General features: G+C 62.9%; 14 protein-coding genes and 2 pseudogenes. 9 read left to right on the forward strand and 7 right to left on the reverse strand.

The features are described from left to right. Positions 1-298: 298 nt before the first annotated feature. The 3 genes and pseudogenes from AC0IYN_RS23075 to AC0IYN_RS23085 all read right to left on the reverse strand — a co-directional run. Positions 299-1,180: a class I SAM-dependent methyltransferase gene (locus AC0IYN_RS23075; RefSeq protein ID WP_457239469.1), complete on the reverse strand. Its 882-nt coding sequence runs from the start codon at positions 1,178-1,180 to the stop codon at positions 299-301. Beyond that, positions 1,177-2,418 (reverse strand): YcaO-like family protein, encoded by a 1,242-nt coding sequence (locus AC0IYN_RS23080; protein WP_457239470.1) that lies wholly within the window; start codon positions 2,416-2,418, stop codon positions 1,177-1,179. The genes AC0IYN_RS23075 and AC0IYN_RS23080 overlap by 4 nt, the downstream gene beginning before the upstream one ends. A gap of 591 nt (positions 2,419-3,009) precedes the next feature. Next, positions 3,010-3,270: pseudogene (locus tag AC0IYN_RS23085) on the reverse strand (helix-turn-helix domain-containing protein); the annotation flags it as partial. 48 nt (positions 3,271-3,318) lie between these two features. Here AC0IYN_RS23085 and AC0IYN_RS23090 point away from each other — a divergent pair. The 4 genes from AC0IYN_RS23090 to AC0IYN_RS23105 all read left to right on the forward strand — a co-directional run bounded on the left by AC0IYN_RS23090 (position 3,319) and on the right by AC0IYN_RS23105 (position 7,146). Continuing rightward, complete coding sequence (locus AC0IYN_RS23090; protein WP_457248463.1) at positions 3,319-3,525, forward strand: hypothetical protein; 207 nt, start codon at positions 3,319-3,321, stop codon at positions 3,523-3,525. 162 nt (positions 3,526-3,687) lie between these two features. Then, positions 3,688-5,067, forward strand: coding sequence for an iron-containing redox enzyme family protein (locus AC0IYN_RS23095; protein WP_457248464.1), 1,380 nt, complete (start codon positions 3,688-3,690; stop codon positions 5,065-5,067). A gap of 10 nt (positions 5,068-5,077) precedes the next feature. Further along, positions 5,078-6,022, forward strand: a complete 945-nt coding sequence (locus AC0IYN_RS23100) for a methyltransferase (protein WP_471843406.1) — start codon at positions 5,078-5,080, stop codon at positions 6,020-6,022. 5 nt (positions 6,023-6,027) lie between these two features. After that, on the forward strand, positions 6,028-7,146 hold the full coding sequence (locus tag AC0IYN_RS23105) for a carboxylate-amine ligase (protein WP_457248466.1): 1,119 nt from the start codon (positions 6,028-6,030) through the stop codon (positions 7,144-7,146). Between the two features lie 54 nt (positions 7,147-7,200). Here AC0IYN_RS23105 and AC0IYN_RS23110 read toward each other — a convergent pair whose 3' ends face one another. Beyond that, complete coding sequence (locus AC0IYN_RS23110) at positions 7,201-7,632, reverse strand: hypothetical protein (RefSeq protein WP_457239474.1); 432 nt, start codon at positions 7,630-7,632, stop codon at positions 7,201-7,203. A 163-nt stretch (positions 7,633-7,795) separates the two neighbouring features. On the opposite strand from AC0IYN_RS23110, the gene AC0IYN_RS23115 reads away from it, so the two are divergent. Next, positions 7,796-8,809: an ABC transporter substrate-binding protein gene (locus AC0IYN_RS23115; protein WP_471843410.1), complete on the forward strand. Its 1,014-nt coding sequence runs from the start codon at positions 7,796-7,798 to the stop codon at positions 8,807-8,809. 113 nt (positions 8,810-8,922) lie between these two features. On the opposite strand, the gene AC0IYN_RS23120 is transcribed toward AC0IYN_RS23115, so the two are convergent. Beyond that, entirely contained in the window at positions 8,923-9,711 is a 789-nt protein-coding gene (locus AC0IYN_RS23120) for an AraC family transcriptional regulator (RefSeq protein ID WP_457239476.1), read from the reverse strand. A gap of 86 nt (positions 9,712-9,797) precedes the next feature. On the opposite strand from AC0IYN_RS23120, the gene AC0IYN_RS23125 reads away from it, so the two are divergent. The 4 genes from AC0IYN_RS23125 to aqpZ all read left to right on the forward strand — a co-directional run bounded on the left by AC0IYN_RS23125 (position 9,798) and on the right by aqpZ (position 13,407). Beyond that, on the forward strand, positions 9,798-10,796 hold the full coding sequence (locus AC0IYN_RS23125) for a bile acid:sodium symporter family protein (RefSeq protein ID WP_457248467.1): 999 nt from the start codon (positions 9,798-9,800) through the stop codon (positions 10,794-10,796). A gap of 86 nt (positions 10,797-10,882) precedes the next feature. Further along, complete coding sequence (locus AC0IYN_RS23130; protein ID WP_471843413.1) at positions 10,883-11,245, forward strand: type 1 fimbrial protein; 363 nt, start codon at positions 10,883-10,885, stop codon at positions 11,243-11,245. A gap of 129 nt (positions 11,246-11,374) precedes the next feature. After that, positions 11,375-12,559, forward strand: a complete 1,185-nt coding sequence (locus AC0IYN_RS23135; protein ID WP_457248469.1) for a sugar transporter — start codon at positions 11,375-11,377, stop codon at positions 12,557-12,559. A 134-nt stretch (positions 12,560-12,693) separates the two neighbouring features. After that, complete coding sequence (aqpZ, locus tag AC0IYN_RS23140; RefSeq protein WP_457248470.1) at positions 12,694-13,407, forward strand: aquaporin Z; 714 nt, start codon at positions 12,694-12,696, stop codon at positions 13,405-13,407. A gap of 67 nt (positions 13,408-13,474) precedes the next feature. Here aqpZ and AC0IYN_RS23145 read toward each other — a convergent pair. Together AC0IYN_RS23145 and tal are read right to left on the reverse strand one after the other, a co-directional pair. After that, positions 13,475-13,657, reverse strand: a pseudogene (locus tag AC0IYN_RS23145) (AraC family transcriptional regulator); the annotation flags it as partial. After that, positions 13,654-14,577, reverse strand: a complete 924-nt coding sequence (gene tal, locus AC0IYN_RS23150) for a transaldolase (protein WP_457248471.1) — start codon at positions 14,575-14,577, stop codon at positions 13,654-13,656. The gene tal and the pseudogene AC0IYN_RS23145, both read right to left, overlap by 4 nt. Between the last annotated feature and the right edge of the window lie 9 nt (positions 14,578-14,586).

The raw sequence follows: 14,586 nt of genomic DNA on the forward strand, positions 1-14,586 counted from the left end.
TCCGCGGTCTGGCGCCATCAGGCTTTGCTGAATCGCGCGCATCAGCACGGGGGCGAAGGCGTCATGCCTGGCTCGCAACGCCGCTCACCATGAGGGCTTGAGCGCCCTCCACCGCGCTGATCGAACAGGACACTATCGAAGTGCTCCGGGTTGAAAAACGCCAAGTGATCACGACTGGAACACCCTCCTGGCCCATCGTGAAGAAAGAACACCGGCTCGGCGCCTTCCCGACCGTGCCGCTCCCAGTACAACGGGTGGTTGCCGGACACTGACAAGTAGCCGCTGCGTTGACAATCCGTCATGGCGACGGGCGACTGAGCTGGTAGAACTGGAACAATTCAAGCTGGCCCGGTCGGGCCGCGACGCAGGACTCCAGGGTGATGCCCAATCCCTGTGCGATCCAGCGAACAGCCGGCAGCACCGGCGTATGGCCGAACACCAGGGCCACGCCATCCGGCTTGAGGCTACCGAGCAGCGAGCGCAGCAAGGTATCGGCGGCGTGCCGGGTGACCACTTCGGCATTGAGAAAACGCAGGATCAATGCATCACAGGCCGGGCTTTCACGCGCAGCGTCCGCTTGCCTGAAGCGCACGGGTGAACCGGCATGGCGCTGCGCCGCATAGCGGATCATCGACGCCGAAAGGTCCGAGCCCAGGCACAGGCAGCGGGGGAGCTCCTGGGCCAGATGAGCGATCAACTCGCCGGTCGAACACGCCGGATCGTGGATCAGCGCTCCGGGCTTGAGGCGTTCGCGCAGTACAGCGACGCAGTGTTCGCGAAAGTGCGCCTCGTCGATGTTCAACTGCGCAGCACGTTCATCGTCACATTCCCAAAAGGCTGGCGGGCAGATGAACTCCTCGCCGTGCGGCCCCAGCGGTGGGTAGGGGAAGCACACTTCGCTGCGCGCATCGCGGCTCGCTTCGACAAAGGCCAGGTGCTTGGCGGCGGGTGTCGTCGCTTGATAAAACAACGTAACGCCTTCGTTGCTCCACTGGTGGTCGGCGAGCGGCCCCAGCAGCATGGCTGGGCGCAGGATGCTGCTCATGCGGCGTTGCCCCTGGTGGTGAGACACCGGTCTGTTGCGGCCGGCCCAGCGAACGCCGGCGGCATGCAGCACAAACAGTTGAGCGAGCCCGAACCCCAGCGGCTCCAGATGGCGTTGCACGGTGGCGGCGCTCATGACGAGACGCCCTGCGGCTTGCCGCACAGGCGTCGACCGCGCTGTTGCGGCACCACGACGTTGCCGGTGGCGACCAGGAAAAACCGTTCCAGCCCCGGGATCACGGCGTGCACGAGCGTAGTCCCGAGCGGGCTTTGAAAGAGCGTGCACACACCGGGTGTCAGGTTGTGGCTGACCATGTCGCCCACCAGGCGGGTTATCTGTTCGCCGAGATCCGGCAGGGACTCGTGCTCATTCAGGTGTACCCACTCGACGGGTTGCGCCATCAAGTGTTCAGGCGTGAATTGCAGGCAACGTTGCAGGCGCGCGAACGGGGCAAGATGGCGCTGGGCATTGAGCATGTGGCAGCTCAAGGGTGGTTCGGTCGCCAGTGCCTGCAACTGCGCAAGCTCGGCCAGCGCACGCCAGGCCGCATGGGTGGGCGTCAGGGAGGTGCCGCTGCCGTACACCACGGGCATTGTCGAAGGCGCATTGATGAACGCCAGGCAGGTGGTCGCGCAGAACTCACGGCTGATGTCGAGTACAACCACTTCGGCGTTGAACCGCTGATGCAGTGCCTGCAATACGGTCCTGGCTTCGGGGCCCAGGCTGCGTGGATCGACCCGGCGCAGACCGGATGGACGTTGATAGTAAAACTGTTCCAGCAGAAACAGTGACAGGGCATCCCGTTCAATATTTTCATTCAGTGCATGCAGCAGCGCCTCGTCGCCGGTGGCGCCGATGGCGGTTCCGCTGTTGCTCGAATAACGGCGCAGGGCGCGCAGGTCGGTAGGATCGTCGTGCAGCGGCTGTTCGCAGTAGCGCGGGCACGTCAATGCCAGTGGGTAGGAAAACGGCTGGTCATCCACCAGGCTGCGGTACGTCCGGCAGACGATGGCGTCTTCTTGTTGTGCCGTCAGCATTGCCAGCGCGCTGTCATCGTCAAACCGTGAGTCAGCGGCAAAGTAACTGGATGCCTGGCGATGAAGCGGCGACGCCTGCAGGTCGTCGCTCAAATAATGCTCCAATGCTTCATAGAGTGCGCCGACACGTGCCGCTGCCAGATGGCCCTTGCCGGCGCCGCGTGCGACTTCGGTTGATTGCGCGTTATACACGCGGGCCTGTACGCACAGCGCCGCATCACCCACGGTGCGCAGGCGCGCGCGCAACTTGAGCGCACTCAATTGGGCGACTATTTGTTGGTGCGCATGGGTCAGGGACTGGCTGCGTTCAGGGACGATGGCAGGGTGGGTATGCATGGCGATGACTCCCGGTAAGGAGGAGAGGCATGGCCTCTCCTCGACTCACTTACTCGACTTCCAGCTCGGCTTTTTCCGTGTCAGTGAGTTGCAGCGCCTCGATGAAGTCGTCCGTGTGCTCCTGCTCCAGTTGTTCCACTTCGGCAATTTTGTTTGCGTTCAAGCTAGCCATGTATCCCATATCTGAAACCTCTTTTCTTGTTTGATAGGGGGAATCACGTGCTCTCGATGAGCACGGCTGGAACCTATCAAGAGGGGGGCTGCCGGGCAAATGTGAGCAACGGTTGCGAAAATCACGGCGCGGGGCGGTGGAAACAAATCCATTCATTCCAATTGTTGACCGTTGCCAAAAGGGGGGGATGCCCGAAAACCAAGGGCTGCGCCTGCGGTGATAGCCATCGCCCGACGAAGCGCACAGTAGGACGTTGCCGTGGGGAGCTGCTGGATATTCTTTCGGACGCGTTGGCTTTTCGCGACGTTGAAACGGTGGTGAGCGCCCAGGGAGGTGATCGTCGTTGGGTGTACTACAGAACCTGTCGACAGCGTTTACAAAAAAACCGACGCGGCATGCCCGGTTCCTGCATACAGCTTTTACTGGCTGTTACGCCGATGGCGTTTGTAGTCGTCTGAAATCCGCGCCGTATCCCTCGCCGGTGATAGCCCAAAGACCTTCGAATAGTCGCGGCTGAACTGGGTCGCGCTTTCATACCCCACCTCAAACGCCGCACAGGCCACGCTGCTGGCATTGGCCACCATCAAGGTGCGCGCCTGTAACAAACGCACTCGCTTCTGATACTGCAGCGGGCTCAGGTTGGTCACCGCCGTGAAGTGCCGGAGAAACGCCGAAACACTGCGCGACATAACTACGAAATTCGACCATGAGAGCTGGCAGCACACCTCATGAAGACGCGATCCAGCCTTTGTGCCCGCCTGAACGCTCTGGTGGAGGTGCAGCATGTGCCGCAAAGCGACCCGTCGCGGCACTACCTGTTGAAGAACCGCTACGACGTTGAACGGGTCCGACAGGTAAGCGAGTGGCTGATCCAGCGCATCGCCGTGCATAGCGTCTGGCGCAAGGGCAACCCAGCCGTGCCGGGAGGCATTTAAGACCGTACCGCTCCTGACCGTCGATCCGTCCCTCTTCAACCCTGATTGAATTTTCCGCACACCCCGATGCTCTTCACTTTAGAAGCGTGTGGTTCTGAGCGCTCTTGCGGGGCCTCCTTGTCGGGAGGTCTGGTTGTATCGGACTTTGCGGAAACTGCCATCATGACGCTTCTCACAGCGCTGTCGGGCCAGCCGGCCTCTCTCACTCATTCGGTTTGCGGCCAGTACCATGGGCTTTACCAGCAGCTTTATGGTGAAGGCCAGGGCGCGCACGAGGCTGCGCGGGATTTCCTGCAGGCGCAGTTGGCGCAGGTGCAAGACGCGCCCAGCGAGCTGCCGCCAGTGCCCGAGCAACTGCCCGGCTGGATCGAACAGCGTTGCACCGAGGTGGCCGAGGCCTATGCCGATTACCTGGAACAACGCCAGCAAGGCCGGCCACGTCGTTACTTCCAGAACAAGGCCCATGCGCTGTACTTCTTGCAGCGCGTGGCCCCGACCAAACAGGTCGACGGTGCCTGGCTCAATGGCTTGCTGCGCCATTGGCAAGACCCGCGCTTTGACGGCCTGCTCACCACCTACCTCGAAGAACTCGGCGACGGTGAGGCGGCCCAGAACCATGTGGTGATCTACCGCAAGTTGCTCAGCGAACACGATGCCGACAGCAACGCGGGCCTGGAAGACACGCACTACCTGCAAGGTGCGCTGCAGATGGCCCTGGGGCTGTGCGCCGAAGACTTCTTGCCGGAGATCATCGGCTACAACCTCGGCTATGAGCAACTACCCCTGCACCTGTTGATCACGGCCTATGAGTTGAGCGAACTGGGCATCGACCCCTATTACTTCACCCTGCACGTGACCATCGACAACGCCAGCAGCGGCCATGCATGCAAGGCGGCGCAGTCGGTGCTGAACCTGTTGCCGCTGGGCGAGGGCAGGGCGGACTTCTATCGCCGCGTGGCCGAGGGTTATCGCCTCAACGACCTGGGCCCTGGGACAACGGCCGTCATCAATGGCTTTAACCTGCAGGACGAAGTGGTCGCCATGCTTGAGCGCAAGCGCACCTTCGGCCAGCACATGCATTCGGACTATTGCCGCTTCGAAGGCAAGACTGTCAACCAATGGCTGGGTCAGCCGGGGCAGATCGGCGCCTTTCTCCAGGCCCTGGAAGACAAGGGCTGGATCAAGCGCGATCAGGACCCGGCCGAAAGCCGCTTTTGGCAATTGATCGAAGGCGCGGGCGCGGCGATGTTCGGCGTGTTCAGCGGCTATGAAAAACAGGTGCTGCACGACTGGATCGCCGGCGATTGGACCAGCGACCAACGCGTGCCGCCCGTACGGCCCGGACGTGGCAGCCGGTTCTCCCGCGAGCAGCATCGCCCGGCGGATCCCGACACCCAGGCGCTGGTGGAATCGTTGTGGAAGCTGTCCGATGAGGAGCAGCTCAACGCTCTGATCCCGTGGCTGTCGGCGCGACGCCATTGCACGCCCGCCGGGTTGTACGCGACCCGCCGCTTTATTCAACTGCGCGCGCGTTTGCGCTAAGGAACCCCCCATGTCTGCACAACAACTTGCCGACCGCGCCCTGTTGAACCTGGGCCGGGGGCTGAAGGAGAGCGGCTACCGTTTCGTCACCCCAACGCCCTTGACCCATGAACGCGTCTATCAACGCCTGGCCGCGCCGCTGGCGACGGACCTGCGCGACGTGTTCGGCTGGTCGATGCCGTTTGACAACACGCTGTTGCCCGAAGCCTTCCGTGAGGAATTGCAGCAAGCCGATGTCATCGAAAAGCACGATTCGTTATGGCGCAGTGCGGTGCGATGGTCGAGCCTGGACGATCTGCTGTTCGCGCATTCCGCGTACCCCACCACCCAGTCCGATGCAGTGTTTTTCGGACCGGACAGCTACCGCTTTGCCCAGGTAATCGAAGCCCATCTGCAACAGCGCTTCGAACCGGTCAAGCGCGCCGTGGACATCGGCTGCGGCGCCGGCGTCGGTGCGTTGGTGATCGCCCGCGCGCACCACGAGGCACAGGTGCTCGCGGTGGACATCAACCCGCGCGCCCTGCGCATGACCGCAGTGAACGCCGAGCTGGCCGGGTTGGCCAATATCAGTGCCTACCACAGCGACGTGCTGGCAAGTGTGGAGGGCGAGTTCGACCTGATTGTCGCCAACCCGCCGTACATGAATGATGACCGCCAGCGTGCCTATCGCCATGGTGGCGGGGCATTGGGTGAACAGTTGTCGGTGCGTATCGCCGGCGAGTCCCTGGGGCGCCTGGCCCTCGGCGGCAGCCTGGTGCTGTACACCGGCGTGGCGATTGTCGCCGGCGAGGACCCGTTCCTGGCGGCGGTCAAGCCATTGCTTGGCAGCGATACCTTTGGCTGGACCTACCGCGAACTGGACCCCGACGTGTTTGGCGAAGAGTTGGCCAAGCCTGGCTACGAACGTGTGGAACGGATTGCCGTGGTTGCGCTCACCGTCACCCGTTTGCGCTGACGGCCATGCTCACCTTTGGTATCGAAGAAGAATATTTCATTACCGACCTGCACACCCGCAGCCTGGTCAGCCAACCCTCGGCGGCGGTGCTGGCGGCCTGTCGGCAGGCGATCGGCCAAGGCTTTGCGTATGAGATGTTCCAGGGCCAGATCGAGGTGGCTTCCCCCGTGTTCAAGGCCAGCAACGAAGCCGCTGATTACCTGGCCACGGTGCGCCACAACCTGAGCCGATCCCTGGCTGATTTCGGCCTGGGAGTGGTGTGTGCCGGCAGCCATCCCCTGGCGGCGTGGCGTGAGCAACGGCCAACGGAGCGTGCACATTTCCAGCAGCTGTTCGACGACATCCAGTACGTGGCGCGCCGCAGTGTGCTCTGCGGGTTGCATGTGCATGTCGAGGTGCCTGCCAGTGTCGACCGCATCGCGGTGATGAACCAGGTCTCGCCCTGGCTGCCGTTATTGCTGCTGCTCAGTTGCTCGTCGCCCTTCTGGGACGGCGCGCCCACAGGTTTCATGAGTTATCGCCAAGCCGCCTGTGATGAGTGGCCGCGCATGGGCGTGCCAGAACATTTCGCGGATTGGGCGACGTACCTGCGCTACCTGGCTTTGTTGCAGCGCGTCGGTGCGATCAAGGTCGATGGCAATGGGTGGTGGGGTATTCGCCCGGCGGCGCGCTATCCGACCCTGGAACTGCGCATGACCGACGCCTGCCCCCGGCTGACGGACGCCCTGGCGCTGGCAACGTTGTTTCGGGTGATGGTCACCCACGCCTGCGCCTTGGAGAAGCCCGGTGCCAAGTTCACCGCCGAGGCGCGCTGGCTGCTCAAGGAGAACCGCTGGCAGGCCAAGCGCTACGGCGCGGCGGGCACCTTTGCGCTGGATGACCAGGGCACAATGGGCACTGCTGAGCAGTGGTTGCAACAGGCGGAACACACCTTCGCGGCCACCGCCGAGACCATGGGCGAGGCACCGTTGTTCGGCGATTTGCGCAGGTTGCTGGCGTGCGGCAACAGTGCCGTCGATCAACTGCACTGCCACGCCACCGCCCAGGCCTCGGGCGCCGATGAGCAAGCCTGTCTGCGGCAAGTCGTCGACCGCCTGCTGGCCCAGAGTTGCGGTGGAGATTAATCGCCAGCGCACTACCTGTAGGAGCCGGCTTGCCGGCTCCTACAAGGGGTGTGATCAGGCGGCGGTTTGGGGTTGCAGGTGCAGCTCGCCGTCCACGTCCTTCACCAGGCCGCTGGCCAGAAACAGGGGCGCCAGGCGGTTGTGCAATTGCGGCTCGACGAACTCTTTCACGGTATCCAGCGCCAGCGAGCCACTGCTCGCCAGCTCGGCCTTGGTGTACGACAGCCAGGCTTTCTTCAACGCTTGCAACACATCGCTGCCTGCCGTGGAGGCGAAGCGGCGTTGGCTGGGTTTACCGTCGAAGGTGAAGGTGTGCTGAAATTCATAGCCGGCTTCATCACCTTGGCTGGCCGTGCAGCGAATGCAGGTGCACGGGCCGTCGCCGAACGCGCTGCGCAAATAAGCGTTGAAGTCCACCACGGGCTTGAGTGACAGGCGCTTATCGACCTCGAACAGGTCCCCGGTCATTTTTTCGTCAGTGTTCAACGGCCATTTCCTCGCAGTGTTCGGTAGCTTTTCAAAGCGCGGCACAATAACAGCCGGGCGCCCATTTGTGGGGTATTTGCATAACAATAGAACCCGATATTCTTTTCCCGTCTTAAAAATCGTGGCTACCCTCGCTCACCTTCTCAAAAGCGCGGCAGACCCCATGACCTCCAAGCGTTCCTCCCTGACTCTCCTGGCCGCTTCCCTGGCTGCCGCAAGTGGCTTGCTCAGCCCCGGTGCCCAGGCCGAGGGCAAGATCAGCATCGCCCAGCAATTCGGCATCGGCTACCTGATCCTAGACGTGGTGCGCGACCAGAACCTGATCGAAAAGCACGGCAAGGAACAGGGCCTGGATATCAAGGTGGAGTGGAACAGCATTTCCGGCGCCACCGCCATGAATGAATCGCTGCTGGCCGGCGCCCTCGACGTGGTCTCCGCCGGTGTGCCGCCGATGCTGACCCTGTGGGACCGCACCAAGGGCAAGCAGAACGTCAAGGCCATTGCCTCCCTCGGATCGATGCCCAACTACCTGCTGACCAACAACCCCAACGTCAAGACCCTCAAGGACTTCACCGAGAAAGACCGCATCGCCGTGCCCGCCGCCGGTGTGGGTTTCCAGTCGCGCACCCTGCAGATCGAGACCGCCAAGCAGTTCGGCGATGCCAACTACAAGAAATTTGACGACATCTCCATCAGCCTGGCTCACCCCGATGCTACCGCGGCACTGATTGCCGGGGGCTCGGAAATCAACGCGCATTTCTCCAGCCCGCCATTCCAGTATCAGGAATTGCTCAATCCGAACGTGCACAAGGTGCTCAGTTCCTACGACATCCTCGGAGGCCAGGCCACGTTCAACGTGCTGTACACCACGCAGAAATTCCACGACGAGAACCCCAAGACCTACCAAGCGTTTTATGACGCCCTGGCCGAAGCCGAGAAGATCATCAAGGCCGACAAACCCGCCGCCGCCAAGGCGTATATCCGCGTAGAACAGTCGAAGCTGCCGTTGGATCTGGTGGAGAAAATCGTCCAGGACCCGGAGATCGACTTCACCATCGTGCCGCAGCGTACCTACATCTACGCCGAGAAATTGCAGGAACTGGGTGTGCTGAAAAACAAGGCCGCGAGCTGGAAGGACTACTTCTTCGAAGAGGCCCACGGCGGCAACGGCAGCTGACCCCACCCCGCATTGGTAGGCGCTGGCTTGCCGGCGATAGCGACCTCAAGCCTTGTGCAGATTCGGAGGGCCTCATCGCCGGCAAGCCGGCTCCTACATAATGGCGCAGGTTTTCAGCGGAAGAATTCGCCGGGCGTGGCGTCGAACTGTTGGCGAAATGCGTTGATAAACGCCGATGTTGATTCATACCCACAGCCCAGCGCCACATCGGTCACCCGTTCGCCTTGTTCCAGGGCGGGCAGGGCGGTCAGCAGGCGCAAGCGCTGGCGCCATGCCCGAAACGTCAGCCCGGTCTCACTCAAGAACAACCGACTGAGGGTCTTCTCACTCACCCCCAGCTTCTGGCTCCACTGCCCCAAGGTGGTTTGCTGCTCCGGGTGCAGATTCAGGCTGCGGTAGATCTGCCGCAAGCGCGGGTCCAGCGGCAGTGGCAGCATCAGGTCCACCTGTGGCGCGGCGGCCAACTGGTCCAGCACCACTTGGGCCAAGCGCCCATCCGGCCCGTCCTCGGCATATTCCACCGGCAGTTCGCTGAAGCTGCGGATCAGCTCGCGCAGCAAACTGCTTACCTCCAACACATGACAGCGCTCGGCCGCCCAGGTGGTAACGCTGCAATCCAGGTAGAGGCTGCGCATTTCCGTGTGGGGCGAACTGAACACCCGGTGCGGCATACCCGCCGGGATCCACACCGCGCGTTGGGGCGGCGCCACGAAGCGGCCGACGCTGGTCTGGATCTCCAACACCCCGGAGATCGCGTAGGACAATTGCACCCACGGGTGGCTGTGCCGACGGGTTAATGCGCGGTTGGGTAAGGATTCGGTGCGCCCATACACCGGCCGTGGCAGGCTGGAAAGCCCGGGCACACTGCGGCGCACGGTGTTGGCATGTCCTTTAGGCGGCATTTACTGGCTCATTGGCGTTAGTCGGTAACAGGCCGTTACGTTAGAGTCGCGACGACGCTCTTGGCAACCCCCGGAAGATCCTGCTTATGACTCGCCCCCGTTTCCTGCCCGACAACTTCACCCTGACCCTGATCGCCACGGTGATCCTCGCCTCCCTGCTGCCTGCCAGCGGCCAGACCGCCGTGGCCTTCGGCTGGGTCACCAACTTGGCCATCGCGCTGCTGTTTTTCCTGCACGGCGCCAAGCTGTCGCGCCAGGCCATCGTCGCCGGCGCCGGCCACTGGCGCCTGCACCTGCTGGTGTTCAGCCTGACCTTTGTGCTGTTCCCGCTGCTGGGCCTGGCGCTCAAGCCGGTGTTGTCGCCGCTGATTGGCAACGACCTGTACATGGGCATGCTCTACCTCTGCGCCTTGCCCGCCACGGTGCAATCGGCGATTGCCTTCACCTCCCTGGCGCGGGGCAATATCCCCGCAGCGATTTGCAGCGCGGCGGCGTCCAGCCTGTTTGGTATTTTCCTCACGCCGCTGCTGGTGACCCTGCTGCTCAACGTGCACGGCGAGGGCGGCTCGACCGTCGACGCGATCCTGAAAATCAGCGTGCAGTTGCTGCTGCCCTTCATCGCCGGGCAGATCGCCCGTCGCTGGATCGGCGAGTGGGTGGGGCGCAATAAATCCTGGCTGAAATTCGTCGACCAGGGCTCCATCCTGCTGGTGGTCTACGGCGCGTTCAGCGAAGCGGTCAACGAAGGCATCTGGCACCAGATCCCATTGTGGGAACTCGGCGGCCTGGTGGTGGCCTGCTGCGTGTTGCTCGCCCTGGTGCTGGTGGCGTCCAGCGTGCTGGGCAAGGCCTTCGGGTTTAACCAGGAAGACCGCATCACCATCCTGTTCTGCGGCTCGAAAAAGAGCCTGGCCACCGGGGTGCCGATGGCCCAGGTGCTGTTCGCCGGGGCGACCATGGGCGTGCTGATCCTGCCATTGATGCTGTTTCACCAGATCCAGTTGATGGTCTGCGCGGCGTTGGCCCAGCGTTATGCCAAGCGGCCGGAAAGCATTGCGCAATTGATGGGGCAGGTAGATCCCTGATTGATGTCACTCCCTTTGCCGAATAGCCTCAAGTAAATGCCCGGCCAGACGACTTAGTGGGTAACAGCCCAGTAAAGAGTGTCGCCATGAGCATTAAAGGTATTTCGGTGTTTACCAGCCTGTTGTGCCTATGGGCGGGGGCGTGCGGTGCGGCGCAAACCGTGGCGCGGGGCACGATCGAGTTCAGGGGCAGCATCGTCGAGCCTGGCTGTGCGGCAAATGCGCGCAGCGGCCCGGTCATTGAATTGAATGGCTGTGCCCAGGCCAGCCATGGCAATCACCTGGATGTGCGCGAGCTGGCGCCGGTCGCCAGTGTCAACGCGGCCCATGTGCGGCTGGTGGCGGACAGCGTCTGCGGGCGTAGCTACCACCAGCAGTATCTGCTGGTGGACGGCGCCGGTAAGCTGATTCAGTCGGGTAATTACGTGATCACGCTGACGTCGCCTTGAGCCCTGGGGCGACGATCCGCATCAACAGCCGGGCCAGAAACCTATAGAATGCTCGGCGGCGGCGCTCGTCCTGAGTGGCCGCTTGATCACCGTTCCCGCTTGATCAACGTCAGAGTACCGCGCCGTTCAATGAGTATTTCAGCCGCAACCCCCCAAGCCAATTGGCAGCCGGTCATCGCCCTCGCGTTGGCCGCCTTTGTGTTCAATACCACCGAATTCGTGCCCGTCGGACTGCTCAGCGCCATCGGCGCCAGCTTCGACATGCCTGTTTCCAGCGTCGGGCTGATGCTCACCATCTACGCCTGGATCGTGTCCCTGACCTCGTTGCCGGTGATGCTGCTGACCCGCAACGTCGAACGGCGCAAGCTGCTGATCGTGCTGTTCTGCATGTTTATCGTCAGCCACATCCTCTCCAGTGTCGCCACCAGCTTCGGGCTGTTGATGGTCAGCCGTATCGGCATTGCCTTGTCCCATGCGCTGTTCTGGTCGATCACCGCGTCCCTCGCCGTACGCCTGGCGCCGGCAGGCAAACAAGTGCAGGCCCTCGGCCTGCTGGCCACCGGCACCTCCCTGGCGATGGTGCTCGGCATTCCCCTGGGCCGCCTGCTGGGCGAAGCCATGGGCTGGCGCACCACGTTCCTGGTCATCGGCGCCTTCGCTGCCGCGCTGGTGTTCTGGCTGGCGCGCACCTTGCCGCTGTTGCCGAGCCAGAACTCCGGCTCGCTGCGCAGCCTGCCGCTGCTGTTCAAGCGCCCGGCGCTGGTCGCGTTGTACGTGCTCACGGCCATGACCGTGACCGCACAATTCACCGCCTACAGCTACATCGAACCGTTCGTCGAGGGCGTGGCCGGCATGAGCGGCAGCGCCGTGACCCTGATCCTGCTGGTGTTCGGCGGTGCGGGCATCATCGGCTCGCTGCTGTTCAGCCTGGTGCATCGGTTCAACCCGCACCTGTTCGTGGTCGGCGCAGTGTTCCTGCTGGCAGCGTGCCTGGCGTTGCTGCTGCCATTGAGTGGCGCCGAATCCTACCTGGTGGTGCTGAGCATTTTCTGGGGCATGGCGATCATGGGCTTCGGCCTGGCGATGCAGTCCAAGGTGCTGGTACTGGCGCCGGATGCCACGGACGTGGCCATGGCGATGTTCTCCGGTATCTACAATATCGGCATCGGCGGCGGCGCGCTGATGGGCAGTTGGGTCGGCAGCCGCTTCGGCTTCGCCTGGATAGGCGCGGCGGGTGGTTTGCTGGCGGCGCTGGCATTGATTGGGTATTGCCTGGCGATTCGCAAATTTGGGCAGGGCGTGGCGCGCGACTAAGCAGCGTTGGATCTGCTTTGTGTTCCAGGCATCAACTGTTCAACGGCCAGACAAGTCTTACAGGCCATTCTGATACCCATTGCTACCGTCGCCCAGGACCGCCCACGCCCTGTGGTGACGGCACTTGAACAGCAATGGAGTCGATTGTGCAAAAGCGTTTGACCGCCGAGTTTATCGGTACGTTCTGGCTGACCTTCGGCGGCTGTGGCAGCGCCATTCTGGCGGCGGCATTTCCCGGCCTGGGCATTGGTTTCGTGGGTGTCGCGCTGGCGTTTGGTCTCACGGTGTTGACCATGGCCTATGCAGTGGGGGGCATTTCCGGCGGCCACTTCAACCCGGCGGTGACCATTGGCTTATGGGCGGGGCGCCGCGTGCCTGGCACTGATGTGCTGCCGTATATCGTCGCGCAGGTTGCCGGCGCGATTGCCGCCGCGGCTGCGTTGTACTTGATCGCCAATGGGCAGCCCGATTTCGCCTTGGGTGGCTTTGCCGCCAATGGCTATGGCCCGCTCAGCCCCGGTCTCTTCGACATCAAGGCCGCATTGCTGGCCGAACTGATCGCCACGTTTTTCTTTGTCTTCATCATCATGCGCGTGACCGCGCCGGGCGCTGTCCCGGGGTTTGCGCCGATCGCGATTGGCCTGGCGCTGACCCTTATTCACCTGGTGCTGATACCGGTGACCAATACGTCGGTGAACCCTGCCCGCAGTACCGGGCCGGCGCTGTTTGCCGGCGCTGAGTACATTGCGCAGCTGTGGGTGTTCTGGCTGGCGCCAATCGTGGGCGGGGTGATGGGGGCGATAGCCGCACGCTCTATGGATGAGTGCAGCAAAAAAACGCCCGCCTAAACAGCTTTGGCGGGCGCTCGGGAGTGACCGGGGCAGCAAGGAGTGGGCTGGCCGGCGCAGGGAGGGCGGGTGTCAGGCCACCGACCAGGCTGGCGGTGTGCATCACGTAACCCGGTAGGCCGCGTTCTGCCATGGCCTTGGTGGCGGCCCAGAACACGGTTTGGGCGCCGGTCAGGTCGAGCAGGCCCATCTGGGGGTAGGCCAGGAACACCAGGGTGCGTGGCTGGCTGAGCGGCAGGGCAGGGCTCATAGTGCTGCGAGGACCGCCTCGAGTTTTTCCTGGTCGCGGGCAAACTGGCGAATGCCTTCAGCCAGTTTCTCGGTGGCCATCGCGTCCTCGTTGGAGCCCCAGCGAAACTGCGCTTCGTTGAGGGTCTGGCGCGGCTCGCCGACCGCGCCCGGGTGTAATTGACGTTCCAGCACGCCCTGGTCTTCATCGAGCTTTTGCAGCAGCTCGGGGCTGATGGTCAGGCGATCGCAGCCTGCCAGTTGTTCGATCTGGCTGAGGGTACGGAAGCTGGCGCCCATGACCACGGTCTTGATGGCGTTGGCCTTGTAGTAGTTGTAGATCCGCGTCACGGACTGCACGCCCGGGTCTTCGCCACCGGTGTAGTCCAGGCCGGTGTGCTTGCGGTACCAGTCATAGATGCGGCCCACGAACGGCGAAATCAGGAACACCCCGGCGTCGGCGCAGGCAGCGGCCTGGACGAACGAGAACAACAGGGTCAGGTTGGTCTGGATCCCGGCCTTTTCAAGGCGCTCGGCGGTGCGGATGCCTTCCCAGGTGGAGGCCAGTTTGATCAGCACGCGGTCGCGACCCACGCCGGCCTGGTCGTACAGCGCGATCAACTGGTTGGCCTTGGCCCACAGCGCCTCTTCGTCGAAGGACAGGCGCGCATCGACCTCGGTGGAGATGCGCCCCGGAATCACGTTAAGAATGCCGCAACCCACCGACACCGCAAAGCGATCACAGGCCAGGTCGACATCGCCCTTGGACAGGCTCACCGCACCGCGCAGCAGCTCGGCATACTCCGGGATGGCTGCGGCCTTGAGCAGCAGCGAAGGGTTGGTGGTGGCATCCACCGGGCGCAGGCGGCTGATGGCTTCCAGGTCGCCGGTGTCGCAGACCACGGTGGTGAATTGCTTGAGTTGTTCGAGCTTGGACGTCATGAGCGGCGG

It is taken from the genome of Pseudomonas sp. AC112, assembly GCF_979253545.1.

Excerpts from the sequence above, each read along its gene's own strand:
- AC0IYN_RS23075 (WP_457239469.1), bottom strand. The coding sequence starts at position 1,180 with ATGAGCGCCGCCACCGTGCAACGCCATCTGGAGCCGCTGGGGTTCGGG.
- AC0IYN_RS23080 (WP_457239470.1), bottom strand. The coding sequence starts at position 2,418 with ATGCATACCCACCCTGCCATCGTCCCTGAACGCAGCCAGTCCCTGACC.
- AC0IYN_RS23090 (WP_457248463.1), top strand. The coding sequence starts at position 3,319 with ATGAAGACGCGATCCAGCCTTTGTGCCCGCCTGAACGCTCTGGTGGAG.
- AC0IYN_RS23095 (WP_457248464.1), top strand. The coding sequence starts at position 3,688 with ATGACGCTTCTCACAGCGCTGTCGGGCCAGCCGGCCTCTCTCACTCAT.
- AC0IYN_RS23100 (WP_471843406.1), top strand. The coding sequence starts at position 5,078 with ATGTCTGCACAACAACTTGCCGACCGCGCCCTGTTGAACCTGGGCCGG.
- AC0IYN_RS23105 (WP_457248466.1), top strand. The coding sequence starts at position 6,028 with ATGCTCACCTTTGGTATCGAAGAAGAATATTTCATTACCGACCTGCAC.
- AC0IYN_RS23115 (WP_471843410.1), top strand. The coding sequence starts at position 7,796 with ATGACCTCCAAGCGTTCCTCCCTGACTCTCCTGGCCGCTTCCCTGGCT.
- AC0IYN_RS23120 (WP_457239476.1), bottom strand. The coding sequence starts at position 9,711 with ATGCCGCCTAAAGGACATGCCAACACCGTGCGCCGCAGTGTGCCCGGG.
- AC0IYN_RS23125 (WP_457248467.1), top strand. The coding sequence starts at position 9,798 with ATGACTCGCCCCCGTTTCCTGCCCGACAACTTCACCCTGACCCTGATC.
- AC0IYN_RS23130 (WP_471843413.1), top strand. The coding sequence starts at position 10,883 with ATGAGCATTAAAGGTATTTCGGTGTTTACCAGCCTGTTGTGCCTATGG.
- AC0IYN_RS23135 (WP_457248469.1), top strand. The coding sequence starts at position 11,375 with ATGAGTATTTCAGCCGCAACCCCCCAAGCCAATTGGCAGCCGGTCATC.
- aqpZ (WP_457248470.1), top strand. The coding sequence starts at position 12,694 with ATGGAGTCGATTGTGCAAAAGCGTTTGACCGCCGAGTTTATCGGTACG.
- tal (WP_457248471.1), bottom strand. The coding sequence starts at position 14,577 with ATGACGTCCAAGCTCGAACAACTCAAGCAATTCACCACCGTGGTCTGC.